At 70.3% G+C, this 25,656-nt stretch carries 20 protein-coding genes, 3 pseudogenes and 1 riboswitch; of the genes and pseudogenes, 9 read left to right on the forward strand and 14 right to left on the reverse strand.

Going from position 1 to position 25,656, the window contains the following annotated elements; genetic code table 11:
• Nucleotides 1-33: 33 nt before the first annotated feature.
• Nucleotides 34-549, forward strand: a complete 516-nt coding sequence (locus OG700_RS16415; RefSeq protein WP_405614186.1) for a hypothetical protein — start codon at nucleotides 34-36, stop codon at nucleotides 547-549.
• A gap of 122 nt (nucleotides 550-671) precedes the next feature.
• Here OG700_RS16415 and OG700_RS16420 read toward each other — a convergent pair whose 3' ends face one another.
• The gene (locus OG700_RS16420) at nucleotides 672-1,955 is read right to left on the reverse strand and encodes a DUF2786 domain-containing protein (protein WP_405614188.1); all 1,284 of its coding nucleotides are present in this window, start codon (nucleotides 1,953-1,955) and stop codon (nucleotides 672-674) included.
• Between the two features lie 239 nt (nucleotides 1,956-2,194).
• Here OG700_RS16420 and OG700_RS16425 point away from each other — a divergent pair, with 239 nt between their 5' ends.
• Nucleotides 2,195-2,761 carry a sugar O-acetyltransferase gene (locus OG700_RS16425; RefSeq protein WP_405614190.1) on the forward strand — a complete coding sequence of 189 codons (567 nt, stop codon included), beginning with the start codon at nucleotides 2,195-2,197 and terminating at the stop codon, nucleotides 2,759-2,761.
• A 189-nt stretch (nucleotides 2,762-2,950) separates the two neighbouring features.
• Here OG700_RS16425 and OG700_RS16430 read toward each other — a convergent pair whose 3' ends face one another.
• Nucleotides 2,951-3,865, reverse strand: a complete 915-nt coding sequence (locus OG700_RS16430; protein WP_405614192.1) for an NADP-dependent oxidoreductase — start codon at nucleotides 3,863-3,865, stop codon at nucleotides 2,951-2,953.
• Nucleotides 3,866-4,100: 235 nt separating this feature from the next.
• On the opposite strand from OG700_RS16430, the gene OG700_RS16435 reads away from it, so the two are divergent.
• Complete coding sequence (locus OG700_RS16435) at nucleotides 4,101-5,792, forward strand: bifunctional 3'-5' exonuclease/DNA polymerase (RefSeq protein ID WP_405614194.1); 1,692 nt, start codon at nucleotides 4,101-4,103, stop codon at nucleotides 5,790-5,792.
• 457 nt (nucleotides 5,793-6,249) lie between these two features.
• On the opposite strand, the gene OG700_RS16440 is transcribed toward OG700_RS16435, so the two are convergent.
• The 4 genes and pseudogenes from OG700_RS16440 to OG700_RS16455 form a co-directional block, all read right to left on the reverse strand.
• Complete coding sequence (locus tag OG700_RS16440) at nucleotides 6,250-6,774, reverse strand: hypothetical protein (RefSeq protein WP_405614196.1); 525 nt, start codon at nucleotides 6,772-6,774, stop codon at nucleotides 6,250-6,252.
• Between the two features lie 133 nt (nucleotides 6,775-6,907).
• Nucleotides 6,908-7,564, reverse strand: coding sequence for a transposase (locus OG700_RS16445; RefSeq protein WP_405621758.1), 657 nt, complete (start codon nucleotides 7,562-7,564; stop codon nucleotides 6,908-6,910).
• 92 nt (nucleotides 7,565-7,656) lie between these two features.
• Nucleotides 7,657-9,102: pseudogene (locus OG700_RS16450) on the reverse strand (ISAzo13 family transposase); the annotation flags it as partial.
• Between the two features lie 25 nt (nucleotides 9,103-9,127).
• Nucleotides 9,128-9,430: pseudogene (locus OG700_RS16455) on the reverse strand (transposase); the annotation flags it as partial.
• A 425-nt stretch (nucleotides 9,431-9,855) separates the two neighbouring features.
• Between OG700_RS16455 and OG700_RS16460 the strand changes: the two are divergent.
• A pseudogene (locus OG700_RS16460) lies at nucleotides 9,856-11,204 on the forward strand (serine/threonine-protein kinase).
• Nucleotides 11,205-11,594: 390 nt separating this feature from the next.
• The gene (locus OG700_RS16465; protein ID WP_405614198.1) at nucleotides 11,595-11,975 is read left to right on the forward strand and encodes a leucine-rich repeat domain-containing protein; all 381 of its coding nucleotides are present in this window, start codon (nucleotides 11,595-11,597) and stop codon (nucleotides 11,973-11,975) included.
• Nucleotides 11,976-12,151: 176 nt separating this feature from the next.
• Here the strand turns inward: OG700_RS16465 and OG700_RS16470 are convergent, their stop codons facing one another.
• Nucleotides 12,152-12,706, reverse strand: a complete 555-nt coding sequence (locus OG700_RS16470) for a hypothetical protein (protein ID WP_405614200.1) — start codon at nucleotides 12,704-12,706, stop codon at nucleotides 12,152-12,154.
• Between the two features lie 26 nt (nucleotides 12,707-12,732).
• Nucleotides 12,733-13,416, reverse strand: coding sequence for a hypothetical protein (locus tag OG700_RS16475; RefSeq protein WP_405614202.1), 684 nt, complete (start codon nucleotides 13,414-13,416; stop codon nucleotides 12,733-12,735).
• 293 nt (nucleotides 13,417-13,709) lie between these two features.
• Here OG700_RS16475 and OG700_RS16480 point away from each other — a divergent pair, with 293 nt between their 5' ends.
• Entirely contained in the window at nucleotides 13,710-14,198 is a 489-nt protein-coding gene (locus OG700_RS16480; protein WP_405614204.1) for a tyrosine protein phosphatase, read from the forward strand.
• 190 nt (nucleotides 14,199-14,388) lie between these two features.
• Complete coding sequence (locus tag OG700_RS16485) at nucleotides 14,389-14,790, forward strand: VOC family protein (RefSeq protein WP_405614206.1); 402 nt, start codon at nucleotides 14,389-14,391, stop codon at nucleotides 14,788-14,790.
• A gap of 59 nt (nucleotides 14,791-14,849) precedes the next feature.
• Here the strand turns inward: OG700_RS16485 and OG700_RS16490 are convergent, their stop codons facing one another.
• Nucleotides 14,850-16,463 carry a glycoside hydrolase family 3 protein gene (locus OG700_RS16490; protein WP_405614208.1) on the reverse strand — a complete coding sequence of 538 codons (1,614 nt, stop codon included), beginning with the start codon at nucleotides 16,461-16,463 and terminating at the stop codon, nucleotides 14,850-14,852.
• A gap of 208 nt (nucleotides 16,464-16,671) precedes the next feature.
• Nucleotides 16,672-16,902: riboswitch (cobalamin riboswitch) on the forward strand.
• Nucleotides 16,903-17,066: 164 nt separating this feature from the next.
• Between OG700_RS16490 and metE the strand changes: the two genes are divergently transcribed.
• The gene (gene metE, locus OG700_RS16495; RefSeq protein ID WP_405614210.1) at nucleotides 17,067-19,466 is read left to right on the forward strand and encodes a 5-methyltetrahydropteroyltriglutamate--homocysteine S-methyltransferase; all 2,400 of its coding nucleotides are present in this window, start codon (nucleotides 17,067-17,069) and stop codon (nucleotides 19,464-19,466) included.
• A gap of 87 nt (nucleotides 19,467-19,553) precedes the next feature.
• Here metE and OG700_RS16500 read toward each other — a convergent pair whose 3' ends face one another.
• Both OG700_RS16500 and OG700_RS16505 read right to left on the reverse strand, forming a co-directional pair.
• Nucleotides 19,554-20,195, reverse strand: a complete 642-nt coding sequence (locus OG700_RS16500) for a GNAT family N-acetyltransferase (protein WP_405614212.1) — start codon at nucleotides 20,193-20,195, stop codon at nucleotides 19,554-19,556.
• The gene (locus OG700_RS16505; protein ID WP_405614214.1) at nucleotides 20,140-20,919 is read right to left on the reverse strand and encodes a DUF4386 family protein; all 780 of its coding nucleotides are present in this window, start codon (nucleotides 20,917-20,919) and stop codon (nucleotides 20,140-20,142) included. The genes OG700_RS16500 and OG700_RS16505 overlap by 56 nt, the downstream gene beginning before the upstream one ends.
• 38 nt (nucleotides 20,920-20,957) lie before the next feature.
• Here OG700_RS16505 and OG700_RS16510 point away from each other — a divergent pair, with 38 nt between their 5' ends.
• Nucleotides 20,958-21,671, forward strand: a complete 714-nt coding sequence (locus OG700_RS16510; RefSeq protein WP_405614216.1) for a TetR/AcrR family transcriptional regulator — start codon at nucleotides 20,958-20,960, stop codon at nucleotides 21,669-21,671.
• A 67-nt stretch (nucleotides 21,672-21,738) separates the two neighbouring features.
• On the opposite strand, the gene OG700_RS16515 is transcribed toward OG700_RS16510, so the two are convergent.
• From OG700_RS16515 to OG700_RS16525, 3 genes are read right to left on the reverse strand one after another with little or no spacing between them, the layout of a single operon-like run.
• On the reverse strand, nucleotides 21,739-24,168 hold the full coding sequence (locus tag OG700_RS16515) for an FtsX-like permease family protein (RefSeq protein WP_405614218.1): 2,430 nt from the start codon (nucleotides 24,166-24,168) through the stop codon (nucleotides 21,739-21,741).
• Nucleotides 24,165-24,986 (reverse strand): ABC transporter ATP-binding protein, encoded by an 822-nt coding sequence (locus tag OG700_RS16520; RefSeq protein WP_405614220.1) that lies wholly within the window; start codon nucleotides 24,984-24,986, stop codon nucleotides 24,165-24,167. Before OG700_RS16520 ends, OG700_RS16515 begins: the two co-directional genes overlap by 4 nt.
• Nucleotides 24,983-25,507: a PadR family transcriptional regulator gene (locus OG700_RS16525; RefSeq protein WP_405614222.1), complete on the reverse strand. Its 525-nt coding sequence runs from the start codon at nucleotides 25,505-25,507 to the stop codon at nucleotides 24,983-24,985. The genes OG700_RS16520 and OG700_RS16525 overlap by 4 nt, the downstream gene beginning before the upstream one ends.
• Nucleotides 25,508-25,656 lie beyond the last annotated feature (149 nt).

The raw sequence follows: 25,656 nt of genomic DNA on the forward strand, positions 1-25,656 counted from the left end.
ATACGGCGGCCGCCCTGGTAGCTTGGCGCGGTCGTGGAATTGAAGGGGGACTTCGTCGTGCACAAGCTCGTACGAACCAGTGTCGCCGCGGCCGGACTCGCCGTCGCGCTCACTCTCGCCGGCTGCGGCGGCGGTGACAGCGGTGACGACTCCGCCAAGGACAAGGGCACCACCGCCCCGGCTCCCGGCGAACCGGACGCCGACGACGCCGAAGCCACACCGGACGCCGGGGGTACGGCCGACAGCCTCGAAGGCAGCTGGGCCGGGATGACGGCGGGCAAGGCCGTCGCGCTGTCCGTCAAGGAGGGCAAGGTCGCCCTCATCGCCGACGAGCACATCTGCCAGGGCGACGTCCAGGACATGGGCGGCGAGCCGATGCTCGCGCTCAAGTGCGCCGACGGGAACACCGACCGCACGATGGGGTCGATCGACTCCAACGACGGGAAGAAACTGGTGCTTTCGTGGGAGGGCGGCACGAAGGACAGCCTCACCAAGACAGAGCCGGGTGAGCTGCCCGATGGGCTGCCGACGGACATCCCGGTGCCGTGACGGAGACCGCTTTCTTCTGGCGTTTCTCCTCATAGGGACGGCGCCGGGTTTATAAGGAGGGCGCCGAGTTCAGGTGAACCCGGCACCCTCCTTATGAGGCGGTGGCGTCCGCGGGGGCGCGGTCAGGCTCCAGGGCGGAGCCGGCGGTGCGGGGCGGCCCCGGTGCCGCCACCGCCGCGGGTCCGCCCGCCACCGGGGACATGGGCCCGGTCCGCAGCCGCCGTGCCGTGCGCCCAGCCTTCGCCGTCGCTCACGCCGCGCACCCTCGTGCGCACCGTCCGGGGGAACATCCGCTCCGCGCGGTCGGCGACGGCCATCTCCCGTGCCGCCAGGACGGGCAGCAACCGGCCTCCCCCGCCGGCCGTTCGTGTGGAGTCACCGCCGGGGCCGGCCCCGGCGGCGGCCTCGGCACCGGCCACGTCGGCGGTGACCTGTTCGGCGGCGGACGCGAGCCGTTCGCCGATGCGGTGGGCGTACGCCATGAGGAACGACTGCCGGAAGGTCTTCGTCCGCCTGCGGCCCGAAGCCCGTTGGGCGGCCTCCGCGCGGGTCATCGCCGCGGTCCCCTGCACGAGCAGCGACGTGTGCAGCAGTTCCACCACCTCCAGATCCGGCTCAAAACCGACCACGGTGGAGAAGCCGAGACCGCTGTTCCACACCGACTGACAGCGGTTGGCGGACGCGACGGCGTCGAGCAGGATCGCCTTCGCCGTCTCGTACGGCGCGTCCACCCCGATCCGGCACGCGGCCGGTACGTCGCCGCGGTGCGCGCGGTCGGCGAGCAGGGCCTCGTCGATGCTGTGCCGGGCCATCAGCTCCTGCGCCTTGGCGCTCAGCGCCTCGGCCTCTTCGGGGAAGCCGGTGCCCTCGGCCTTGGCGAGCAGGGCGCGGATCCGGGTGAGCATGCGCGGTTCGCCGTCGGCCACCGGGAGATGGACGGGCGTGCCGGGCACCGGCCCCACCGCTTCGATCGCCGGGAGCCCGACGAGCAGCCGGTACAGCTCCAGTGCGGTGGTCGCGTACGAGAAGCGGTCGGTGAAGCGGGGCGCCGTCCCGGCCCCGCGGTCGGCTTCGAGGTCCGCCGCGATCTCCGTGAGCTGGGCACCCCAGCGCGGGGCCACCCGTTCGTACCGGACGGCCTCCGCCGTGATCAGTTCGGCGACGAGGCACGCGTGCGGCTCGTCGAGGTCGCGGCGCACGAGCCGTACGACGTCGGCGGGCTGCCAGCCGCGCTCCCAGGCCCGGCGCAGGAACCGCTCGCCCCGCCCGCGCAGCTCGGTGTCGGCCGCCGGGTCGGCGGCGAGCAGCGAGGCGCCGGTGTCCAGTCCCCTGCCGCCGTCCACCGCCGGGTCGGCGTAGAGCGCGGCGGCGAAGGCGCCGTCGACCGTACCTTGCGCGGTCGGCATGGAACCGTCTCCCCTCGCCCCTGTTGCCTCTTGATCGTTCCGGTCCCGACCGTCGCGACGTCGGGCCGTCGTCCATGGTCTCAGAAGGCAGGTTATCCACAGCCTGTGCATATCGAAATACTGCGCGACCTGCACGGTCTCGTGTCTGTCCACAGGTTGAGGGGGTACGGCACATGATCCGGCACACCGCTCTACCGTGGTGGGACTCCCAAACGCCCGACGAGAGGACATGGCCCCACATGGGCGAGAACAAGCGGCTGATGCTCGCCGGCGAGTGGTACCTGCCGGACGACGAGGAGCTGGGCACGGACACCGTGCGGCGGGTCGACCTGTGCTCCGCGTACAACGGGACGGGCGGGAACGAGCTGCCCGACGCGGACGGGCGCCGGCGGATTCTGGGCGAGTTGCTGGGCTCGGTGGGTGAGGGAGTACGGATCCGGCCGCCGTTCAACTGCGACTTCGGCACCTACATCAGCATCGGCGCGCGCACATTCGTCAACTTCGGCGCGATCTTCCTCGACTCGGCGCCGATCACCGTCGGCTCCGACGTCCAGATAGGCCCGAACGTCCAACTGCTCACGCCCACCCACGAACTGGACACCGAGCGCCGCCGGGCGGGCTGGGAGCGGGCGTCACCCGTGACGATCGGCGACAACGTGTGGCTCGGCGGTGGCGTGATCGTCTGCCCCGGAGTGACGATCGGCGAGAACACGGTGGTCGGCGCGGGATCCGTGGTCACGAAGGATCTGCCGGCCGGGGTGCTGGCGGTCGGCAACCCGGCGCGGGTGATCCGCAGGCTGGAGTGAGAGCGGGGCGCGCGACGAGGGTTCACGGGGTCCGGCCGGTGGCCGTCGGTTCGTCCTCGATCGCCGACGGGCCTGAAATGGATCCGGTGGGTGGGCGGTGCCCGCGATCGCCGGACGGGCTGGGAAGGCCCGCCGGACGGGTCGAGCGTGCGGCCGTCCGGTGATCGAGGACAGGCATGGCCCGTCAGCTCATGGCTTGATGATCAGCTTGCCGCGGCTGTGGCCCGACTCGCTCGCCGACTGGACCTGGGCGGCGTCCGCCAGGGGGGAGGTCTGTGCCACCAGGACCCGCAGCGTGCCCTCCGCCGCCAGTCGGGCCTGTTCGGCGAGGCCCGCGCGGCTCTCCTCCGGGGTGGAGCCGCCCGAGGAGAACGGCACCCCGTGCTCGGCGGCCGTCGGGTCGGCGATCGTGATGACACGGGCGGCCGTGCCACCGCGCAGGGTGATCGAGTCCGGCAGCGCGCCCTTGCCCGCCGTGTCGAAGACCGCGTCCACGCCCTGGGGCGCGACGGCACGGACGCGCTCGACCAGGCCCTCGCCGTACGTCACCGGGGTGGCGCCGAGCAGCCGTACGTAGTCGTGGTTGGCCGGTGAGGCGGTGCCGACGACCGTCGCGCCACGCGCCGCGGCGAGCTGGACGGCCATCGATCCGACCGATCCGGCCGCGCCGTGCACGAGCAGGGTCTCGCCCTCCTTGACGGCCAGGTCGTCCAGCACCCGCCGGGCCGTCTCGCCCGCGACCGGCAGCGCCGCCGCCACGTCCCAGCTCAGCCCGGCCGGCTTGGGTACGACGAGGGTCGCCAGCGTGTACTGCGCGTAGGCGCCGCTGATCGACCAGCCGACGACCTCGTCCCCTACGGACAGTCCGATGACGCCGTCGCCGACGGCGTCCACGACTCCGGAGAACTCGCTGCCGGGGACGGCGGGGAACGCCGTCGGGAAGACCTCCGCCATCCAGCCCTTGCGGATCTTCGCGTCGGCCGGGTTGACCCCGGCCGCCCGGACGGACGCGCGGATCTGGCCGGGACCCGGTTGCGGCTGCTCGATGTCCTTGAGCTGAAGCACCTCAGGACCGCCGAACTCCTCGAAAACGATCGCCTGCATGTCAGCCTCCGTAGATGCGAGCCCACCGACGTCGCGGGGCGCTCGGCACTTCCTCTTGAACCGGTGCGATGTGATTGACACGTTGCGTACGAGCCATTTCGATTCGTGTGAGTCATTTCGATGGTCGCCGCGTACAGCCCCGGCCGCCTCTCGAAAGTTCCGCCCGGGTCAGTTCCGGCAACACCGGCAGCTCCGTGACCGCCCGTTGTCAGACCCTGCTGCGAGACTCGGGTCCATGAGCGGACGGTGGGCCGTGGCCCCGGCGGAGGGTGGTGGCGCGTGGCTCGCGCCGCTGGGTGCCGACGCGCGCCCCGCCGGTCCGGTGCTGCGCGAGCCCGACCTGGTCGACGCGGTCCGGACGCGGCTGCCCGAGGTCACGCGGTGGGTGTGGCGGTCCACCGCCGAGCTGGCGCCCCGGTTGCTGGCCGCCGGGGTACGGGTGGAGCGGTGTTACGACATCGAGGCGGCGGAGCTGCTGCTGCTCGGCCACGAGGGGCGGCTCGGGGAGCCCCGGTCGGCGGCGGCCGCCTGGGCGCGGCTGCGGCGGGGGCCCGTACCGCCCGATCCGCCGCAGCGGGCCGCCGAGCCGGGTTCGCAGTCCTCGCTCTTCCAGCCGCGGGCGGGCGCGGAGGTGCCGTTCGAGGGGCTGCTGGAGGTGTACGCGGAGCAGGAGCGCAGACATGACGAGGCGGAGAATCCGGGACGGCTGCGGCTGCTGACGGCTTCGGAGTCGGCGGGGATGCTGGTGGCCGCCGAGATGCGCGCGGCGGGTCTGCCGTGGCGGGCGGATGTGCACCGCGCCCTGCTGGACGAGCTGCTGGGCGAGCGGTACGCGGGCGGGGGCGAGCCACGGCGGCTGGCGGAGCTGGCCGATCAGGTCTCGGAGGCGTTCGGGCGGCGCGTACGGCCCGATCTGCCGGCGGACGTGGTGAAGGCGTTCACACGGGCCGGGTTCCAGGTGAAGTCGACGCGGCGGTGGGAGCTGGAGGAGATCGACCATCCGGCGGTGGCTCCGCTGATCGAGTACAAGAAGCTGTACCGCATCTGGACGGCGCACGGCTGGAGCTGGCTCCAGGACTGGGTGCGGGACGGCCGCTTCCGCCCGGAGTATCTGCCGGGCGGTACGGTCTCCGGCCGCTGGACGACCAACGGCGGCGGCGCGTTGCAGATCCCGCGCGTGATACGGGGAGCGGTCGTCGCCGACGAGGGCTGGCGGCTGGTCGTGGCGGACGCCGACCAGATGGAGCCGCGCGTCCTCGCGGCGATCTCCCGGGACCGGGGGCTGATGGAGGTCGCGGGGCACGACGACGATCTGTACAAGGTGCTGTCGGACCGGGCGTTCTCCGGTGACCGGGCGCAGGCGAAGCTCGCGCTGCTGGGCGCGATCTACGGCCAGACGTCGGGCGACGGCCTGAAGAATCTGGCCGCCCTGCGAAGACGGTTCCCGCAGGCCGTCGCGTACGTCGACGACGCGGCGCGGGCGGGTGAGGAGGGCAGGCTCGTACGGACGTGGCTGGGCCGGACGAGTCCGCCGGCGGCCGCTTCGGGGGACGGTGGCGAGGCGGGCATCCCACAGGAGTCCGACGAAGTGCCTTCCGGCGATGGCGAGTTCACGCCGGGGTACGCGTCGACGAACGCACGGGCGCGTGGCCGCTTCACGCGGAACTTCGTGGTGCAGGGCAGCGCGGCGGACTGGGCGCTGCTGATGCTGGCGGCGCTGCGGAGCGCGACCGCCGGGATACGGGCGGAGCTGGTCTTCTTCCAGCACGACGAGGTGATCGTGCACTGCCCGCGGGAGGAGGCGGCGCGGGTGGCGGTGGCGATCCGCGAGGCCGGCGAGCTGGCGGGCCGGATCGCCTTCGGGGAGACGCCGGTGCGTTTTCCTTTCACGACCGCCACGGTGGAGCGGTACTCGGACGCGAAGTGAAGCGGGGCTTGCCCGGCTACCGGGCCACCCGAGCGGCTAGGGCGTGTTGCGAAAGTAGCGCCGTCCGCCCGAAGGGCGGGGCCGACGGCGTCTGGTGCGTGCGATCGCAAGGCGGAGGATCGTTCTCGTACTGGGCGTACTTGGACGAGTCCGACAACGCGGCGAGTGTGCGTGCCAGGCGTCGTCGGCCAGGCGGGACTTTCGCAACACGCCCTAGGGCCTGTCCGGCGGATCTTCGGGGACCAGGCCGGGGCGTCCGGTGCAGTGCATCGCAAGGCGGAGGATCGGCCTCGTACTGGACGTACTCGGATGCCTTCGAAAACGCCGACAACGAAGCGAGGTGCCGTGCCAGGCGTACGGGGCGTGATCAGCGGAGACCTCGATCTGCAAAGGGGATTGAAGGCTCGCGAACTGAGCCGGATCACCTCGCTGACACAGGTGGCTCGTCGGGCGGAGGCTAGAAGCCCGCGAGCTTGAGGACGAGCCCGTTGTACAGACAGATGGAAGTCACCAGCGCCAAGAAGCTGATGACGGTATGCATCATGTGAGTTCGGTGAGCCCCGAGGCCGAGGTGCGCGCGTGCCGCGGAACTGACTCTCGGCCTGCTTCGCCCGTCAACAGGGGCGTTGCGCAGCGCACGTACCAGAGCGCGCTTGCTCCTTGTTGAGGTGAGACCCAGGCGCACGCCGTTCTGGTCGCGCACCAGGACGGCGCGGTAGGACCCGCCGGAGCTGAAGGTAGTGAGCAGACGGACATCCCTGATAAGTGTGAGATCTACCGAGCGCCGGCCGGTCCAGGTCTGCGCGGTGATGTGGGACATCGAGCACCGGATCACCCGGGTTTCCTGGCATTGCTCCAGAAGCATGAAGCCCCCCACGAGGCTGCCCACCAAGGCACAGAGCACAGACGCCTCGGCCCGAAGATGGTCCGCCGGCACCAACAGCAAAACACCGAAAGGTGACAGGAGAAGCAGCGCTGTCACACCGCTCGCTTGTCGTGCACGCGATCGGGCCTTGGCAGGTGCTATTGCACTGGAGTCCACGCAGAGCAGCATAAAGGGCAAGGTCAGCCGTGCGCCGTCGATGGTGCCACGAGCCCAGTTTCAACACGCGCCGTCAGGCAGGCCCTGCCCGGTCCGCCTCCGTATCATCTGCGGCCGCCCTGTCGCGTCCCTGGGCCAGGACGTGTTCGCGCAGGCTGACCGGGTGGGTGCGGTAGCGGGGCAGCGAACGCGGCCCGAGCCCGCCGTAAAGCGGCTGGAGCGGCACGGCCGACTCGGCGTGGGCGGTCATCTCGCCTTTGACCCGCAGTGCGTAGGCCAGGCCGCGGTCTTCCAGGCCGTGGCGGAAGTCGGCGTTCGCCCCGTAACCGGTGTCCGCGACCAGCACCGCGGGCCGCAGTCCGACGGCGGCCAGTTCGTCGAGCATGTCCAGCGCCGGCTGCCACTTCGACCGGTGATGCTCGCCCTCGGAGATCCGGCAGCGGGCCCGCCGGCCGGCAGCCACGGACCCGTCCCAACTGCCGGGCAGGAACAGCCGCCAGGACAGCGGGCACGAAGCGGTGTCGGACGCGGCATGGACACTGACCCCGATCTGGCAGTTGCCGACCTTGCCCAGGGCCTGTGTCTGAATAACTGTCAGAGTTGATCTGCGCAGGTGTCGCCGTGTGACGGTAGGCGGGCTCGGAGTTGGGACAGGGTGCGGGCCGGGGTTCCGGGTAGCGGTGTGACCGCGATGCGGTGCAGGTCCAGAAGGCGGTGACCGTCTTGGAATTGGTTGGACAGGTTGGTGCGGGTGACGTTCAGGAGCTCGGCCAGAAGGGTGCTGGTGACGGCTCGGCGGCGCCGTAACAGGGCAGTCAGTAGGCGGTGGTAGTGGTCGAGGCTGCTGATCTGTGGGTGGAGGTAGCTGCGTGGGCGGTGGAAGCGTCGTTGGAATGCTGCCTCGGCCAAGGCGTCCCAGTACGGTTCCGAGACTGTGACCAGGAGGTCGAACGCGGATCGTGACATCCCGGTCAGGGCCGGGTCGCTGAGCATTGCCGTCAGGGCGGGATCGATCCGCTGTCGGCTCGGTGCCGGCTCGGGAAGCCGGGGTGCGACCGGTGCCAGAGTGTAGTTCCAGCCGCCGTGGAAGGCGTGGGGTGTGATCGGCAGCGCATGGAACTCGGCGGGTGGCACTTCGGTGCCCAGGTCATATCGGCCCGTGTCGAGTTCGGCGCCGATTCTGAGCCCGGCGCGGGTGGTCGTGGCGGCGATCGTCTCGATGACGGTCTTGTAGCTGGTCAGGGGCCTGCCACGCCAGTTCGCGGTGATGTGGCAGAACATCCGGTGTTCGATCTTGTTCCACTTCGATGTGCCGGGTGGGAAGTGGCAGACCGTGATCTCGAGCCCGCTTTCCAAGGCGAAGGCGGCGAGGTGCTTCTTCCATGTCCAGCGGCGGGGGTCGTTGGAACCACCGCAGTCGGCGGTGATCAGCAGCCGGGCGGCGTCCGGGTGGTCGTCCCGTCCACGTTGCCGCCACCAGCGGCGGATGGATTCCACCGCGAACTCGCCCGTGTCGTGGTCGGTCCCGACGTTGACCCAGCCAGTGTTGCGAGCGATGTCGTAGATTCCGTAGGGGATGACCACGGGCTGGTCACTGGTGATGAACGTGTGGCAGTCGACACGGATGGGGTTCTTGCCTGGCCGCCAGGTCCGTCCGGGTCGATCACGGCTACCGAGCCATTCCTTGGCCTTGGTGTCCACGCTGATCACTGGCTGGTCGCCCTCGAGGAACGCCGCGGCGGTGGCGTTGATGTGCGTGAACTGGGCATCACGGTCCGGATGACTGGCGCCTTCCGTGGTCTTGGCGGTGCCCTGCAGGCTGTATCCCAGAGAGTGCAGCAGGCGTCCGACGGTCGCCGCGCCGACCGGGTGGTCCTGCATGGTCAGCGCAGAGGCCAGCGAACGGAGTGAGAGCGTGGTCCAGCGCAACGGCGAGACCGGATCACCCCGGGTGTGCGGCTCGATCAGAGCTTCGAGCGCGGGCAGTAGACCGGGGTCGGTGACCGTCAGCGGTTTGCGGCCGGCTCCTGGAGCCCGGATCCGCCCGGATGGCAAAGGGTGCCCGGACAACTCGGCGATCCCGCGTGCGACGGTGGCCGCACTGGCACCAGAAGCGGCCGCCACCAACGCGATCCCGCCGTGGCCAAGCGCGGCAGCTTCGCTGGCCAGGTAGATCCGCCGGCGTCGCTCATCGAGATGAGGAAGGAACTGGTCGAACTTCGCCCTCAGAGCCACAACCGAAGCCTGAGCAGCCGCACACGCAGTCACGCCTCAGTGTCCCGCCAACACCCGTTCACCGAGCAGTAATTGAAATACAGGCCCCCAGGGTGCCGGAGTACTGCCCGGCCACCCCGGGCGAGGATGTCCCGTCCTTCGGGAAGCCTGGGTCGTCCACCACCCACACCTGCGGCCGCACCACCGCCACCGCCCGCCGGGCCAACCCGGTTCGGACCGTGTCCACCGGCCAGGTCGACGAGGTCATGAACTGCCGCAACTGCTGATGGTCCACACCGAGCCGCCCAGCCATCGGCCGCATCGACTTCCGACGGCCGTCCAGCAGCAGACCCCGCAGGTACAGCCCGCCCTTCACCCGCTGATCAGCACGCGTCTACGGCGCGAACACCTCCCCGGCGAACTCCTCCAACCGACTCCGCCACGCAGCGAGTTCATGAGCCCTCATACCAGCAGGAAACCACCAGAACAGCCACGTGCGCAGAGACGTAACAAAGCCCTGCTAGGCCCTGTCCGGACAGAACCTAGGGCTGTGACCGGAACGTTGACCGGGTTGCGCGCCTCGAATGTCGCCTGAGTTGCTCCCCTCAGGGGTTCAACTCCTGCGGTTGCTCGGTCGGTGTGCTCGACCGGGCAACCATCGGGAACCACCCTTCACCTCCAGGCGTGGTCCGTGACACTGGTGTCCGTCAGCTACGGGTCACAACACAGGCGATTGGAGTGCAGGTGGAGCGCGGCACATTGATCGCGGGCAAGTACGAGCTGGGCGAGCGGCTTGGCCGGGGCGGGATGGGCGAGGTCTGGGCCGGCCGCGACCGCGATCTCCACCGCAGCGTGGCCATCAAACTGCTTGTACGCGACAACGACGCCGCGCAGGACCTGCTCCATCGCTTCGAGCGCGAGGCCGTGGCCGCCGCACAGATCAAACACCCCAACGTAGTCGCCCTCTACGACCGCGGCATCCATGACGGCCTGCAGTTCCTGGTCATGGAACACATCGACGGCACCACGCTCGCCCACCACATGCACGAGCAGACCTCCATGCCCGTGGCGCGGGCGCTGGAGATCGCCCAGGAGATCTGCGCCGCCCTTGCCGCCGCCCACCGGGCCAAGGTCGTCACTACGACATCAAACCGTCCAACGTCATGCTCACCGCTGACAGCCGCATCAAAGTCGTCGACTTCGGCATCGCCGGCTTCACCCACACCCACGCCCACACCTTCACCGTCGTCCCCACCTCCATGCTCGCCCCCGCCGGTACCGCCCTCTACGGCGCACCGGAACAGTTCCTCGACCAGCGCGGTGACGAACGCTCCGACCTCTATGCCCTCGGCAGCGTCCTCTTCGCCCTGCTCACCGGCAAGCCTCCTTTCGGCGACGGCTCCCCGCTCTCCGTCATCCGTCGCAAACTCGACGACGAGGCGCCGCTGTTGAGCAGCCTGCGCCCCGATGCGCCGGAGACCGTTGCCCAGTTGCTCACCGAGCTGCTGCAGCGCGACCCGGACCAACGGCCCCACAGTGCGTCAGTCGTCTACGAACGCCTGGAGCAACTCCGGCCCTCCGCCACCATGTCCGACACGGCAGCGCGCGAATCCGAAACCGAGCGTCCGCCACGGACACCGCCGACCCGGATCCTTACAGGTGAGACGGCTGCCACCGAAGGCGCCTTCGAGATCACCTGGACCGGGAAGGACCCCATTTCCAGCTACGCGACATCTAGTCGTCGTTCGCTGAGACGTCACTGGCTTCTCTTCGCCGTCCTCGCATGGCCGTTTCTCCACGCGTGGCTGGTATTCGTGCTGCTGGTCACTTCAAACGACCCTCACGACACGCAACTCTCTGACATTCCGGTGGCCGTGTGCGTCGGATCTGTGCTCTACCCGATTCTGCTCTACCTCCTGTACGGACGGCATCTCGGGGCGGCCACCCTGGGCTGGGGGCGGCACCAGCGCGCGCTCAAGGACAGGCGCCCTTGGTCACTTCGTGTTGACGCTGCCGGCATCACCACAAGGGACCCGCGCCAAGTCACACCCGTCGGCGGCCCCGCAGGTCACCGGGTGTACGACTGGAGCCTCGTCGTAGCCGTCACGTTGGAGCACGCCTCAGAGTTCCGCTGGGCCCCCGCTACATTGCGCTGAGCGTTCAGTCCGAAGGAAGGGAGCCGCAGATCAGCTCGATTAGCCCTGCGGGCATGGTCCACCCACGCTCCCCTCAAGGCACGGCAGGACGCTTGCCGCTCTGCGCCCTCGGGCCCATGACCGAGCAGCAGCACCAAGCACTCGTCGACGCCCTCGCCCGCCACGCGGGCTCGCGCTGGAAACCGGAACTCAGTAGGTAACAGCCCGACCATGCCGTGCCGAGGTGTTACCTGCTCCGGGACCATGACCTGCCCTCGGTCGTGATCACGTGGTGGGGCAGAGGCTGTGAAGCCAGACCAACGCCCCACGCAGGTGAGCCCAGTGCAAGGGTGCCGCCTCGTGACAGAATCGGATCTTCACTTTCCCGAGGGCTGCTTCCTGAGGATCGCTATGTCCGAGTATGACGAACTGCTCGAGGATGGGCTGGAGGAAATGGCAGAGATGGCAGAGATGGATGCGCTGGAGGAGGCCGAGGAACGTATCAGCGAGGCGCTTCTCGGCGGCGTCGCATCATTGGACCTCGGCTTCCTCGACCTGAACGTCATACCTTCGTCGCTGAGCGAGCTCACGGCACTCACGGCACTCACGAAACTCGACCTCAGTGGTAATCAGCTGACCGAGTTGCCCGCCTCGCTGGGAAATCTCACCGCACTCAAAAGCCTGGTGCTCCGTGGTAACCGGCTGACTGACCTGCCGGCGTCCTTGAAGCAACTCACCGCCCTCACCGGGCTTCACCTGGACGACAGCGAGTTCACGGAAGTGCCCTCGTGACTGGGCGACCTGCCCGCCCGCACCTATCTCAATCTGAACGGTAGCCACTTCATCCACATCTCTGGATGTGCGGTTCGCCGTGCTGCCCGGCGGGTGAGCCGTCGGGTCATAAGGGTGATGGCGGCCCAAGTGATCAAGGTCTCGGGTTCTCTGAACTAGGCATGGTTGCTTGCCACTCAGGGAGTGCCGGTCGGTGTGTCGATGGACGTTGCGAAGGCCGCGAGGGTAGCGAAGTCGGCGTTCAGCAGACCGATCCGCGGATTGACGTGGTGGAGCAAGGCGGGTGCGCGGTGGTTGGCAACCATGTGCGCATGATCCGCGTCGCTCTGTTCGTCGTCCACCCAGGCGAACGGTCGGCCGTTTGCGTACTCCACCAGTGGCTCAGACTTCCAATGAACGCCATCAGGGCGCTCGTTGAGCAGGGCGTGACCGAAGTCGACGAACGGCAGTTCAGGCAGACCGAGCACAGGTCCGATCCACTTGTTCGCGTCACCCATCCAGGTTGTGGCCCAGCAGATCTCATAGCCGAGAGCCAGCAGAACTCGCCCGTGATCGGGATTGAGCCATACTCGGAGTGACCTCCTGTGGGTCCGCGGTCTCCCAGGCTCCCCAGCTGCCCCGCTCTCCTGCGGGACACGGAGGGTGATGTAGCCCTCGGGGCGCTTCTCAGGCTTTGCCGCATAGGGATTCAGGGGTCCGTCGATGTCGAGGAACAGCAGCGGCCGACTCATGGCACCCCGAAATTTGCGCTACCGATCTACCCAGTCGCCGAAGCGTATCCGTCTTCAGCCTCGGCGATGCGGTCGATTAGGTTGTAGCGGATCTCGACGAGCCGGGGACGCTCGGCGGGGTCGGGCCGGAGCATGGTGCATCTCAAACAGGCGTGCTCATGAATGCGAGAAATGGACAAGGCCCGGCCGCAAGTGCCGATGGAGAGTTTGCGCTTCTCGAAGTGGCCGAGGCAGGAGTCCCATTCCTCGTCGGTGGGCGTGCGGTATTCCTCGCCGGGCCGGGTGGGCCGGCGGCGGGCGGTGAAGGCCCGGTGCGCTTCGATGACTTCACGGGGGTAGACCGCGAGGTAGCCCATGGTCGTGTCGATCACGCGATGGCCGGCGACGAGCTGCGCGATGTGCGGCAACATTCCGTTCATGGCTGCGTCCGTGCTGAAGATTCTTCGGAAGTCGTGCGGCTGCATGGTCAGCGGCTTGCCGCTCGCGTCGGTCAGACCTGCGCTGGCCAGGGCTTGACCGAGGTGCTTTCGGAGGCAGGTCGGGTGCATCGCCCGGTTTTCGATGCCGATGCGATGCTGGAACAGCAGCGGCATCGGCGGGTTACAGATGCGTTCGTGGGGGGCATAGGCGGCAACCGATGCGACGATGCCGTTGCTGGCGCGGACCCACATGACGATGCGACTCGGGACGTCGGCCAGCTCGGGGGTCACCAGGATCAGGCGCTCTTTGTCAGTCTTCGACGGAGCGCTTTGCGGGAGCGGGAGCACGGGCAGTCGTTCCCGTGCGCATGCTCGTGAGCATTCCGCTCACCGATGAGGAACGCGCCGCCGTCGATGACGGCCGGAGCGCCCTGGACACCCTGCTTGAGCGTCTCGCCGACGTCGCCACTCCCGACGGTCCGACTCCGCGTGAACTCCGCGTGAACTACGCGCCGAACCCGGTCGTCCCCTGCCACCAACCATCCGGTCACCCACCGACACCACCGATCGAAAGTGCTGCTGACATGCGACCATCCCTGTTCACAGTCGACCTCCCCGGTCCCGGACAACTGAGCACCATGGCCAAGCCCCGGGGCATGGACTGGCTCGCGGACGAAATGAACGCGCTGAGCACCGCTGGTGTTGACATCCTGGTATGCGCGCTCACTCGGCTCGAACTCGACGAACTCGGGCTTGAGACGGAAGATCAAGAAGCCGCGGCCGCAGGGCTGCAATTCGTCGCGATCCCCATACCCGACCGCACCGTCCCCGATCTCCCCACGGTTCTGCCCACACTTCGCAATCTCGCCGAACGGCTGCGCGAGGGCGCACACATCGTCACCCACTGCCGCTTCGGCATAGGGCGGGCGTCCCTCCTCGCCGCCGCACTCCTCATCCTCAACGGCGTCGATCCCGAAACAGCGTGGAGCCGGCTCGAACAAGCCCGGGGCCTCGCCGTCCCGGACACCGCCGAACAACGAGAGTGGACACTGGAACTACCCAAACACGCATGATCTTGACCAAATCGACGAGTGACGTCACCGCTGGTCGACAGAGCCAGGCCCGGAGGTCAACCGAACAGGGCGGCCCACGAGTTGGATCAGCGTTGTCCGAGCATTACGATCCCCGGTGGGCATCGCGCGTCGGTCACCGGCTGGGTGAGGCGTGGAGGTTCCCGTGAGATGCCTCTGGAGGCATTCCACTGTGTCCGTAGAGTTGAATCACACGATCGTTCACGCCCGTGACAACCGGGCTTCCGCCGAATTCCTGGCGCACATCCTGGATCTGGAGACCGGCACCGAATCCGGCCCCTTCATCCCGGTCGACACCGGAAACGGCGTCACTCTGGACTTCGCGACCGTCCCCGAGGAATCCATCGCCCCGCAGCATTACGCGTTCCTCGTGCCCGAGGAGGATTTCGACGGAATCCTCGGGCGGATCAAGGACGCCGAAGTCGCGTTCTACGCCGATCCGCAGCGGAAGCACCCCGGCGAGATCAACCACCACTACGGCGGCCGGGGTGTGTACTTCATCGACCCGGCGGGTCACTACCTCGAAGTGATCACGCAGCCGTACGACAACGTCGTACCGGACGCGGCCGGGTAACCACCGGAGCAAGGGCGTTGGGGACCCCGGGTCTCCAACGCCCGCCCTCCCCGCCGAGGTCAGCGGCGCCCCGCCAGGAACTCCGCCGCCGCCATCCCCGAGACACGGGTCGCGCCGTGCGTGATCAGGTGGACGGCGCCGGGCGCCGCGCCGTTCGGTACGCCCATCTCCACGACCACCGCGTCGGGCCTGCTCCCCAGCAGCCGCTCCATCGCCGCCGACATCCAGCCGTGCCGCGCCGCGTCCCGCACCACGACGACCAGCGAACGCTCGGCCGCCGGGTCGAGCCCCTTGCGGTCCAGCAGGTCGCCGGACTCCCTCAGGTCGGTCTCCGTCAGCCGTACGGATGTGGTGCCGGGCAGCAGATCGCTCAGCGGGGCCGCCACGCCCCACGGGGTCTGTCCGTCGATCGCCAGATTCATCGTCGGGGCCAGCTCCACCACATGGGGAGCGCCGACGAGCGGGAGCACCGAGCCCCGGTCGCCCTCGGTCCGCACGCGCAGTGCGCGCCGGGCGGCGACGAGGCCGATGTCGGACGCGGCGGCGTCGGTGGCCACGGCGCGCGTACGGCTGCCCGACCAGGCGGCGAACTCGGCGACGCGCGCCGCCGCTTCACTGATCCGCGCCTCGGGCAGCGTGCCGTCGACCACGGCCTGGACGAGGGCGTTGGCGAGCTGGTCGAAGGTGGCCTCGCCGGCGTTCTCGCCACCGACGCACACCGCGTCGGCCCCGCCCTTGACGGCCCGTACGGTGGCCCCGTCGATGCCGTAGCGGGCGGTGACCGCGCTCATCTCGATGCCGTCCGTCACCACCAGGCCGTCGAAGCCCAGCTCGCCGCGGAGCAGGTCCACGAGGATGCGGGGGCTCATGGTGGCCGGCAGTTCGGTGTCGTACGCGGGCGCGAGCAGGTGCCCGGTCATCACCACGCGTACGCCCGCCTCCATCGCGGCGAGGAACGGCGGCAGCGCGGTGGCGGCGATCTCCTCGGCGCTCGCCGAGACCTGTGGCAGGCCGTGGTGGGAGTCGACCGAGGTGTCCCCGTGGCCGGGGAAGTGCTTGGCGCAGGCGGCGACGCCGGCCGACTGGAGTCCGCGGATCCAGGCGGCGGTGTGCCGGCAGACGACGTCCGTGCCGGCGCCGAAGGAGCGGGCGCCGATGACCGGGTTGAAGGGGTTGGAGTTGACGTCGGCGCTGGGCGCGTAGTCGAGGGAGACGCCGGCGGCGTGGAGTTCGCGGCCGATGTCGCGGGCGACGGACTCGGTCAGCTCCACGTCGTCCACGGCGCCGAGTGCGAGGTTGCCCGGCCGGGAGGCGCCGGTCCAGGCTTCGAGCCGGGTGACGTCGCCGGCCTCTTCGTCGATGGCGATGATGAGGTCGCGGTTCTCCGCGCGTAGTTCGGCGGTGAGGCGCGCGACCTGTTCGGGGTCGACGATGTTCCGGCCGAACAGGACGACGGAGGTGAGGCCGCCGGCGATCCCGCGGCGGACCCAGTCGGGCAGGGTCGTGCCGACGAATCCGGGCTGGAGCGTGGACTCCGCGAGTCGCGTCAGCCGGTCGCGACGGCCGCTCGACGTGGCGCTCCGCCGGGTGCTGGACGCAGTACTCGGCGTGGCGCGCGGCTCACTGCTCGGCTGGTTGTTCGGCTGGCTGTTCGGCCGGGTGCTTGGCTCCATGCGGGTCCTCCGAAGGCGCATCGCTCGGCCGGCTCAGCGAACCGCCCTTGAACTTGGTACAGGCCAATCGGATGGTGGCTTAGACCAATTATGTGTGTCAAGGAGGTACCGCGCTTCCGCGCGTTGCGTGAACTCGCCCCGGAAGCAGGGGGATTACGCCGTTCATGAATATCTGGTGAGCCTTCGAGGGAGCTGATGGGCACGGGTTAGGCTGGTCGGTGCAGCTGGTTCGTTCCCGTCCGACGGGCGGGAACGTCGCAAGAGGGAACCTGGTGAGAATCCGGGACTGCCCCGCAGCGGTGAGTGGGAACGACCGCCGTCATCAGCACTGGGCCCGTGCCGGGCCTGGGAAGCGACGGTCAGTAGGTGTCCGCCGGGTGTCCGCACCCGACCGGCGTGCCCACGAGTCCGAAGACCTGCCCGCTGTGCGTACGCGACCGATCGCGTACGGGGATTCCGGTGACCTCGTGGGCGGGTCGGCGTACCTATCGGCGGGCAGGCGTACGTACGCGTACGTACGGGCGGCCCGTCCGGTTCCGTACCCCTTCGTGTCCGCGATCCGTCACCGGGATCGCAGGAGGACAACTCGCGAAGGAGAGTTCCGTGACAGACAAGTCCGCAGCCGCGGCAGCGCGCGCCACCGTGTACGGCTACCCCCGCCAGGGCGCGAACCGCGAACTGAAGAAGGCCGTCGAGGGCTACTGGAAGGGCGCGGTCGGCGCCGATGCCCTGCGGGACGTGGCCTCGCGGCTGCGCCGCGCCAACTGGGAGCAGCTCGTCGCCGACGGTGTCCACGAGGTTCCGACCGGTGACTTCTCGTACTACGACCAGGTCCTGGACACCAGCGTGATGGTCGGCGCGATCCCGGAGCGGCACCGCGCGGCGGTCGGCGACGACGCGCCGCACGATTCGCGGGATTCGCGGGATTCGCGGGATTCGCGGGACACCGCCCGGGCCACCGCGCAGGACCGCGCGCTGGACGGCTATTTCGCGATGGCGCGCGGCACCCGGGACGTGGCACCCCTGGAGATGACCAAGTGGTTCGACACCAACTACCACTACCTGGTCCCCGAGGTCGGCCCCGGCACCGTCTTCTCCGCCGACTCGGCCAAGCAGGTCGCCGAGCTGACGCAGGCCCTCGCGCTCGGCCTCACCGCCCGGCCCGTGCTCCTCGGCCCCGTCACGTATCTGCTGCTGGCCAAGCCCGCCCCCGGCGTGGCCGCCGGCTTCGAGCCGCTGACGCTGCTCGACCGGCTCCTTCCCGTGTACGCGGAGATCCTGGCCGACCTGCGCGCGGCCGGCGCCGACTGGGTGCAGCTGGACGAGCCCGCGCTGGTGCAGGACCGCACCCCGGCCGAGCTGAACGCCGCTTCCCGCGCCTACCGCGACCTGGGCGGCCTGACCGACCGGCCGAAACTGCTCGTCGCCTCCTACTTCGACCGGCTCGGCGACGCGCTGCCCGTGCTCGCCAAGGCCCCCGTCGAAGGGCTCGCGCTCGACTTCACCGGATCGGCCGCCGCCGCCAATCTGGCCGCTCTCGCGGCCGTGGGCGGGCTGCCCGGCAAGCGGCTGGTCGCGGGCGTGGTCGACGGACGCAACGTCTGGATCAACGACTTCGAGAAGTCCCTCGCCACCCTCGGCACGCTCCTCGGCCTCGCCGACCGCGTCGACGTCGCGCCGTCCTGCTCCCTGCTGCACGTCCCGCTCGACGCGACCGCCGAGCGCGACATCGACCCGGAGATCGCCCGCTGGCTGGCGTTCGCCCGCCAGAAGAGCGCCGAGGTCGCCACGCTGGCCCGCGCCCTGACCGAGGGAACGGGCGCCATCACGGCCGAACTCGCCGCCAACCGCGCCGCGCTCGCCTCCCGCGCGGGCTCGGCGCTCACCCGCGACCCGGCCGTGCGCGCCCGCGCCGCGGCCGTCACCGACGCGGACGCCCGCCGTTCGCAGCCGTACGAGGTACGGACCGCCGCCCAGCGGGCGCACCTCGGTCTGCCGCCGCTGCCGACGACCACGATCGGCTCCTTCCCGCAGACCGCCGAACTGCGTACCGCGCGGGCCGATCTGCGGGCCGGCCGGATCGGGACGGCGGCGTACGAGGAGCGGATCGAGGCCGAGATCCGCGACGTCCTCGCCTTTCAGGAGAAGGCGGGGCTGGACGTCCTGGTGCACGGCGAGCCCGAACGCAACGACATGGTGCAGTACTTCGCCGAGCAGTTGACCGGGTACGTCGCCACGCGGCACGGCTGGGTGCAGTCGTACGGCACCCGCTACGTACGCCCGCCGGTCCTCGCCGGGGACATCTCGCGCCCGGAGCCGATGACGGTGCGCTGGACGTCGTACGCGCAGTCGCTCACCGACCGCCCGGTGAAGGGCATGCTGACGGGACCGGTCACGATGCTCGCCTGGTCCTTCGTCCGGGACGACCAGCCGCTCGGTGACACCGCGCGGCAGGTCGCGCTCGCCCTCCGCGACGAGGTGAACGACCTTGAGGAGGCGGGCACTTCGGTGATCCAGGTCGACGAACCCGCGCTGCGCGAGACGCTGCCGCTGCGCGCGGACGGACGGGCCGCGTATCTGGCGTGGGCGACCGAGTCCTTCCGGCTCACCACCGGGGGTGTCCGGCCGGAGACCCAGATCCATACGCACATGTGCTACGCGGAGTTCGGCGACATCGTCCAGGCCATCGACGATCTCGACGCGGACGTGATCAGCCTGGAGGCGGCCCGCTCCCACATGCAGGTCGCGGGCGAACTCGCCGCGCACGGCTACCCGCGCGAGGCGGGACCCGGCGTGTACGACATCCACTCGCCGCGCGTCCCCAGCACGGCCGAGGCAACGGCGCTGCTGCTCAAGGGACTTGAGGCGATTCCGGCCGAACGGCTGTGGGTGAACCCGGACTGCGGCCTCAAGACGCGCGGCTGGCCGGAGGTCCGTACGTCGCTGGAGAACCTGGTCGCGGCGGCCCGCGAGATCCGGGCGGGCCTGCCGACGGCCGGCTGACGGCCGGCTGACGCCCGCGAAGACGGGACACATGGCCGGGGGCGCGCGCCGCCCCCGGCCACACCCGCGTCGCGCACCGGCTGGCCACTACACCCCGAAGAGCGCCAACGACGGTTCCAGGCCGTGCAGTTCGACGGGGACGGTACGGTGCGCCTCCCACCCGGCACGGTCCAGGCGCAGCCGCCGCTGGGTGCGGGCCGTCCCCCGTACCGACACCACCGCCAGCCCGTCCGGGCGGTAGCCGAGCTTCTCCGAGACGCGCAGCGACGGCGCGTTGTCGGTCATCGCCGACGACGTCAGATACCGCGCCCCCAGCCCCTCGAACGCCAGGTGCAGCGCCGCCGCCCGCATCTCCGTACCGATGCCGCGCCCCTGGTGCGCCCGGCCCAGCCACGAACCGGTCTGCGCCTCGCCGGTCACCGCGAAGTCCGTCGCGCCCAGATCCTGGCGCCCGACCACCAGCCCTTCGCAGCTGACGGCCAGGCTCAGCGACCAGTTCCGGGTCGTCCAGCCCGCCACGGTACCGAGCAGGTGCTGGAAGGTCCCCCGCCCCCGGTCTTCGGGGCTCGCGTCCGTCCACGCCGCGGAGAACGGCATCCAGTCCTCGTCGTGCACCCCGGCGGCGGCGAGCGCCGACAGTTCGGACAGCCGGTCCAGATCCGGGAGCCGCAGATCAAGGCGCGGGGTGGTGATCCGCAGTCCGTACAGGGGCCAGATATGAGTCTCCATTGCGGAAGCCTGCCGGACCGGGCGTCCGGGCCGCGAGTGGATTACGTGCCAGGCTGATCCCGTAGACGACGAGCCAGACGACCCACAGCAGCCAGCCCGTGAGGCCGAGGAGACCGAGCGGGCCGGCGTGGTCGGTGACCAGGGGGGTGAGGGTGGCCGAGGTGAACAGCAGGGCGGCGGAGAGCAGCCCGAGCCCGCCGTGCCACCGGCGGACGAGGCCGGAGCGCAGGCCGGCGAGGGTCAGACCGAGGAGGGCGAGCGCCAGGAAGGTGCCGTTGAGTGTGAACAGCGCGTCGTGCAGCGCCCAGAGGCCCGCGGTCGCGCCGTCGTCGCGACCGGCCGTCGAGGCGAGGGCGAGACGGAGCGCGATGACGGCGGCGAAGGCGCCGTTCTGCAGGACCAGACCGGCGAGACCGGCGAGGGACCAGGCCTCACCGCGCTCGCGCTCGGACGGCCACAGCACGGCCACCGCGCCAGCGCCGAAGAGCGTGGCCAGGATCCAGGTCAGGGGGGTGAGCACGGACGCGAGCGCGACGGCGTCGGCGCCCGTGCTCCCACCGAAGAACGTGATCACCTCGTCCGTCTCCGTACCGGTCACGGGCAGACCGGCGGGCACCATGACCACGTTGCCGAGGACGATCAGGAGGGCGAAGCCGACACCGGCGAAGCCGCAGATCCGCGAGAAGGCCGGGGTGGGCATCCCGGTTTTCACTTGGTGAGTCATATATTGAATATAGAGAGCAGAAAGTCAAAGGGCAATCGATGAACGCAGAGACAGGACGGCGCCGTTACGACTCGCTGCGCCGCGCGGCGCAGGCGCGGGAGACCCGGGCCGAGATCGCCCGCGCCGCGCGGGAGTTGTTCGTCTCGCGGGGCTGGGCGGAGACGACGGTGCGCGACGTGGCGCGCGAGGCGGGCGTGTCCGTGCCGACGGTCTACGGGGCGTACGGGGACAAGGTGGGCCTCGTACGAGCCCTGGCCGACGCGGCGGACCTGGCGGCCGACGTGCCACGGATGCTGGCCGAACTGGAGGACGCGGCGCAGGGCACGGCAGCCGGTCCGGCGTCGGACGGTCCCCGGCGGCAGCTCGCCGCCATGGCGGCCTACGACCGCCGGCTGTTCGAGCGCGCCGGTGACGTGATTCTGCTCCTGCGGGAGGCGGGCCGCACCGAGCCCGCCCTGGCGGCCGGCTACCGCGAGGGGCGGCGTCAGGCCGACGAGACCCGGACCCAGGTGTTCTCGTCCTGGCCGGACGGGTCGGACGGGTCGGACGGGTCTGACAGGGCCGACAGGGCCGACAGGGCCGGTGGTGTGCTGCGGCAGGGTCTTGACGTGGCGTCGGCCGTCGACGTGTACGCGGCGATGTGCAACATCGACGTGTACACCACGCTCACCGAGGAACGCGGCTGGCCGCCCGAGCGGGTCGAGCGGTGGTGGGCCGACGCCCTCGGCCGCGAACTGCTCAGCCGCGGGTAGCCACGCGCGGGGGCCGGGCGCGCCGCCCGGCCCCCGCCACCGGAACCCCCTGCTCCACCTGCTCCGCCTACTCCGTACGCAGCCCCTCCGGCCGCATCATCCGCCACAGCGGCGGCAGGCTCGCCACCGTCACCAGCATGATCACCGCGGCGCCGACCGCCGCGTACGGGACGAAGACCCACCAGTCACCGATCGACTTCCCGATGATGCCCAGCATGAAGTTCCCCAGCACCAGGCCGCCGGCGACCGCGAGGGCCGTGCCCAGCACCACCGGCACTGCCGTCTGCCACAGCACCGACCAGGCCAGCGTCCCGCGCCGCGTGCCGAAGGCCACCAGGACCGACAACAGCCGCTTGCGTTCGCGCAGTTGCTCGTACTGGGAGACCAGCAGGCTCGCCGCGATCAGCATCATCGTGAGGGTGCCGCCCACGAGCAGCCCGGACTGGACGCTTGTGTAGTGCTTGTCGCGCTCCAGGTTCTTCAGCGCGTTGATCCGCAGCGTCGGGTCGATGTCCGCCGCCGTTCCGCGTACGTACTCGGCCGCGTCCGGCACCTTCGGGTCGACCTTGATGGACGCCTTGGTCGTGGTCGACGGCAGGTCGCGGGAGCCGAGGGCGCCCGGTGTGACGAGGATGCCGTCGTGCACGTCGCCCATCGGGTCGGGGAAGGCCACGACCGTGCGGGCCGACCTGGGCAGTGTCCACAGCGCGGGCTTGCCCGTGCGTGCCCCGTCGCCGCCGGTCAGGTCGATCCGCTCACCGGGGACGGCGGCCTCGTCCGTGCGGCCGTTCTGTTCCTTGGCTCCGGCCGATCCGCCGCCGATGTGCGACACGAAGGCGTCGCCGTCCCGGCAGGAGGGCAGCCGGGCGATCTCCTTCAGCATGGCGCAGCTCCCCACGGTCAGGGTCGTAATCGGCTGCCAGCCGTGCTTGCTGGGGGCGCCGGTGCCGGCCACATAGGTCTCGACGGTGCCGATGACCTCGCTGACGCCCTTGGTCTCGCGGAACTCCTGGACCATCCGTTCCGCGAGCGCGGAGTCGCCGTACTCGCTCGTGACGTAGAAGTCGGCCCGCTCGGTGTCCTGCCCGGTGATCTGCAGGAAGTCCTTCTGCATCACGCCGAACATCATCTGCAGGGCGATGGCACCCGCCACCGCGACGGTGATACCGCTCACCGCCCGCGCCGCCGTACCGCTGCTCAACTGGAGCCTGCGGATGGCCAGTTGCCAGGACACCGGACCGCCGCGCAGCCGCCCGACGACCGCTTCGAGCACCCAGGGCAGCAGCCCGGCGAGCCCGATCAGCACACAACTGGCGCCCACCACGATGGGAACCGGCCCGACCGTCTGCGTCATCGCGTCCACGCTCCCGGTCGACGCGAGGACCGCGACGCCGATGACGGGCAGCAACAGCCGCCACCACAGCCGGCGTTCGCGCAGGCCGGTATTCCGTACGACCCCGAGGGGTTCGATGGCGACCGAACTCAGCGCGGCCTGGGTGACCAGGACGGCGGCGACCGGCACGGCGAGAACGATGAACAGGGCCAGCGGGGGCGCCGGGGTCACGTCGGCCGGGAAGGCGCTGTACCCCCAGAGCCTTACGTGGCCCACCACCTGACGCAGGATCAGGAAGAGTACGGCCCCGACCGCCAGCCCGGCCACCGCACCGAACAGGGTCTCTCCCGCCGCGATCCGCCGCACCGTCCTGGCATCGGCCCCCACCAGCCGCAGCGCCGCCAGTCTGCGGTCCCTGCGGTCGCCGCCGAAGCGGACGGCGGTGGCGATGAAGACGGCCACCGGCACCAGCAGCACGACACACAGCAGGATGACCAGCACCATGAGTATCGGATCGAACGGCGCGGCGGACTCCTCGACGCCGTAGCCGGACGACCGGACGCCGACGCCCTCGACGGTCAGCATCGCACTGCCCGCGTAGAAGCGCAGTTCGCCGGGGTCGACCAGACCGGCGTCCCCGACCGTGCCGACGATCCGGTCGTCCAGGCGCTGCGCCAGCAGCGCGCCTTCGGACGACGCGAGCAGTTCGCGCAGCGCGGGTGAGACGACCATCTCGCCGGGGCCGGGGATCTTCGCGACCCCCGGCGGCGCCGGCGCGTTCGCCCCCTCCGGGCGCAGCAGCCGCCCGGTCACGGGGTCGCCGCGGTACTCGGTGCTCGCCTCGACCCAGAGGAAGGTGGTGTCCGTGATGCCCTTGCCGGGCTTCTGCGAGCTCGCGTTCGTGGTGTCGCGCGCCTGCGACCGGCTCTCACGGGTGTCGAGGAGCTGCGGCACGGCGGCGGCGGCGAAGAGCAGCGCGACGCCGAGGCCGACCCCGACGGCGGTCAGGGCCGTACGCGCCCAGCTCTCCCGCCCGCCGGACACGGCGAAGCGCATGCCGAGCGCGAGGTCCCGCGCCCAGGCGCGGACGCCGGTGGGCGCGGCGGCGGCCGGGCGCGGTGGCGGCGGGGAGAGGGGTGGCGCCTCCCGGTCGAGGAGCGTCATGCGGCACACCCCACGTCGCCGCCCTGGCCCCCGCCCTGGCCGCCACCGAGGTAGTGGTCCATGTCGCGCGTCTTCCCGTCCCGTACGACGACCTCGCGGTCGGAGTACGCGGCGACCCGCACCTCGTGCGTGACCAGGACGACGGCCGTACCCGCCGACCGGGCCGCGGTCGTCAGCAGCTCCATCACGCGCTCGCCGTTGAGCGAGTCGAGCGCCCCGGTCGGCTCGTCGGCGAACAGCACGCGGGGCGAGGTGACCAGCGAACGGGCGACGGCGATGCGCTGCCCCTGACCGCCGGAGACCGCACCGGGGCGCTGGGCCCGTACGTCGGCGACCTCCAGGCGCTCCATCCACTCCAGCGCGATCCGCTCGGCCTCCTTGCGGCGGGTGCCGCTCAGGCGCAGCGGCAGCGCCACGTTCTCCAGGCAGGTCAGCTCGGGTACGAGTTGGCCGAACTGGAAGACGAAGCCGAAGTCCGTACGGCGCAGGGTGCTGCGCGCGCTGTCGGACAGGCCGGTGAGATCACGGCCCTGGTAGGTGATGGTCCCGGAGTCGGTGGGCACGATGCCGGCGAGGCAGTGCAGCAGCGTCGACTTGCCGGATCCCGAAGGCCCCATGACGGCGACGACCTCGCCGGCGTGGATCGAGAACGAGGCACCGTCGAGGGCGGGGGTGGTGCCGTACGTCTTGCGCAGGTCGTACGCGGTGAGCAGCGAGCCTTCGGGGGCGGCGGGGGTGGTCGAGGCGCGGGACCCGGACGACGACGGGGTTGCGGGCTCGGGCTTGGGCGTGGGCTTGGGCTTGGGCGCGGGGCTCATCGGCGTACCTCCGCGGCGAGCTTGTCGAGGCGGGCGCCGGTCAGTTCGAGCCAGCGCAGATCCGCCTCCAGGTGGAACAGCGCGTGGTCGCAGATGAGCTGGTCGGAGAGGTCGCCGTGCCGCTTGCGCTCGGTCAGGGCGCGCATCAGCCGCAGATGCTCGGCCCGCTGTGTGTCAAGCAGGTCGGCGGCGCTGCGGCCGGTGAGCAGCGCGATGACGACCTTCGTGTAGAGGGTCGACTGGAGGTACGGCTCGGGCTTCTCCGGCTGCGCGAGCCAGCGCTCGACATCGGTGATGCCGGCTTCGGTGATCGCGTACCGCTTCCGCTCGGGTCCCCCGCCGGCCTCCATGCCGTCGACCTCGACCAGCCCGTTCTTCAGCAGCCGGGACATGGTCGAGTAGACCTGCCCGTAGTGCAGGGGGCGATCGTGGCCGAAGGAGTCGTCGAAGGCGCGCTTCAGGTTGTAGCCGTGCTGGGGGCCGGATTCGAGGAGCCCGAGGAGGGTGTGTCCGATTGACATGGCGACCACTCTACACACGACGTATACACGCCGTGTATAGCGGGGGGGGCGGCAAAGGGGCGCCGCTGGGACAACGGGCGGCGGCGCCGATTCATTGACAGGCGCAACCCCGGTTGTTTGGATGCAGCAAGCGCTTTCTGGCCGAGTTT

Origin of the sequence: Streptomyces sp. NBC_01508 (assembly GCF_045040315.1) — a bacterium.
Taxonomy (GTDB): Bacteria; Actinomycetota; Actinomycetes; order Streptomycetales; family Streptomycetaceae; genus Streptomyces.

Bases quoted from the DNA above. Each gene is read 5' to 3' on its own strand.
- OG700_RS16420 (WP_405614188.1), bottom strand. From the start codon at position 1,955: ATGCCGACCGCGCAAGGTACGGTCGACGGCGCCTTCGCCGCCGCGCTC.
- OG700_RS16425 (WP_405614190.1), top strand. From the start codon at position 2,195: ATGGGCGAGAACAAGCGGCTGATGCTCGCCGGCGAGTGGTACCTGCCG.
- OG700_RS16430 (WP_405614192.1), bottom strand. From the start codon at position 3,865: ATGCAGGCGATCGTTTTCGAGGAGTTCGGCGGTCCTGAGGTGCTTCAG.
- OG700_RS16435 (WP_405614194.1), top strand. From the start codon at position 4,101: ATGAGCGGACGGTGGGCCGTGGCCCCGGCGGAGGGTGGTGGCGCGTGG.
- OG700_RS16465 (WP_405614198.1), top strand. From the start codon at position 11,595: ATGTCCGAGTATGACGAACTGCTCGAGGATGGGCTGGAGGAAATGGCA.
- OG700_RS16470 (WP_405614200.1), bottom strand. From the start codon at position 12,706: ATGAGTCGGCCGCTGCTGTTCCTCGACATCGACGGACCCCTGAATCCC.
- OG700_RS16480 (WP_405614204.1), top strand. From the start codon at position 13,710: ATGCGACCATCCCTGTTCACAGTCGACCTCCCCGGTCCCGGACAACTG.
- OG700_RS16490 (WP_405614208.1), bottom strand. From the start codon at position 16,463: ATGGAGCCAAGCACCCGGCCGAACAGCCAGCCGAACAACCAGCCGAGC.
- OG700_RS16500 (WP_405614212.1), bottom strand. From the start codon at position 20,195: ATGGAGACTCATATCTGGCCCCTGTACGGACTGCGGATCACCACCCCG.
- OG700_RS16505 (WP_405614214.1), bottom strand. From the start codon at position 20,919: ATGACTCACCAAGTGAAAACCGGGATGCCCACCCCGGCCTTCTCGCGG.
- OG700_RS16510 (WP_405614216.1), top strand. From the start codon at position 20,958: ATGAACGCAGAGACAGGACGGCGCCGTTACGACTCGCTGCGCCGCGCG.
- OG700_RS16515 (WP_405614218.1), bottom strand. From the start codon at position 24,168: ATGACGCTCCTCGACCGGGAGGCGCCACCCCTCTCCCCGCCGCCACCG.
- OG700_RS16520 (WP_405614220.1), bottom strand. From the start codon at position 24,986: ATGAGCCCCGCGCCCAAGCCCAAGCCCACGCCCAAGCCCGAGCCCGCA.
- OG700_RS16525 (WP_405614222.1), bottom strand. From the start codon at position 25,507: ATGTCAATCGGACACACCCTCCTCGGGCTCCTCGAATCCGGCCCCCAG.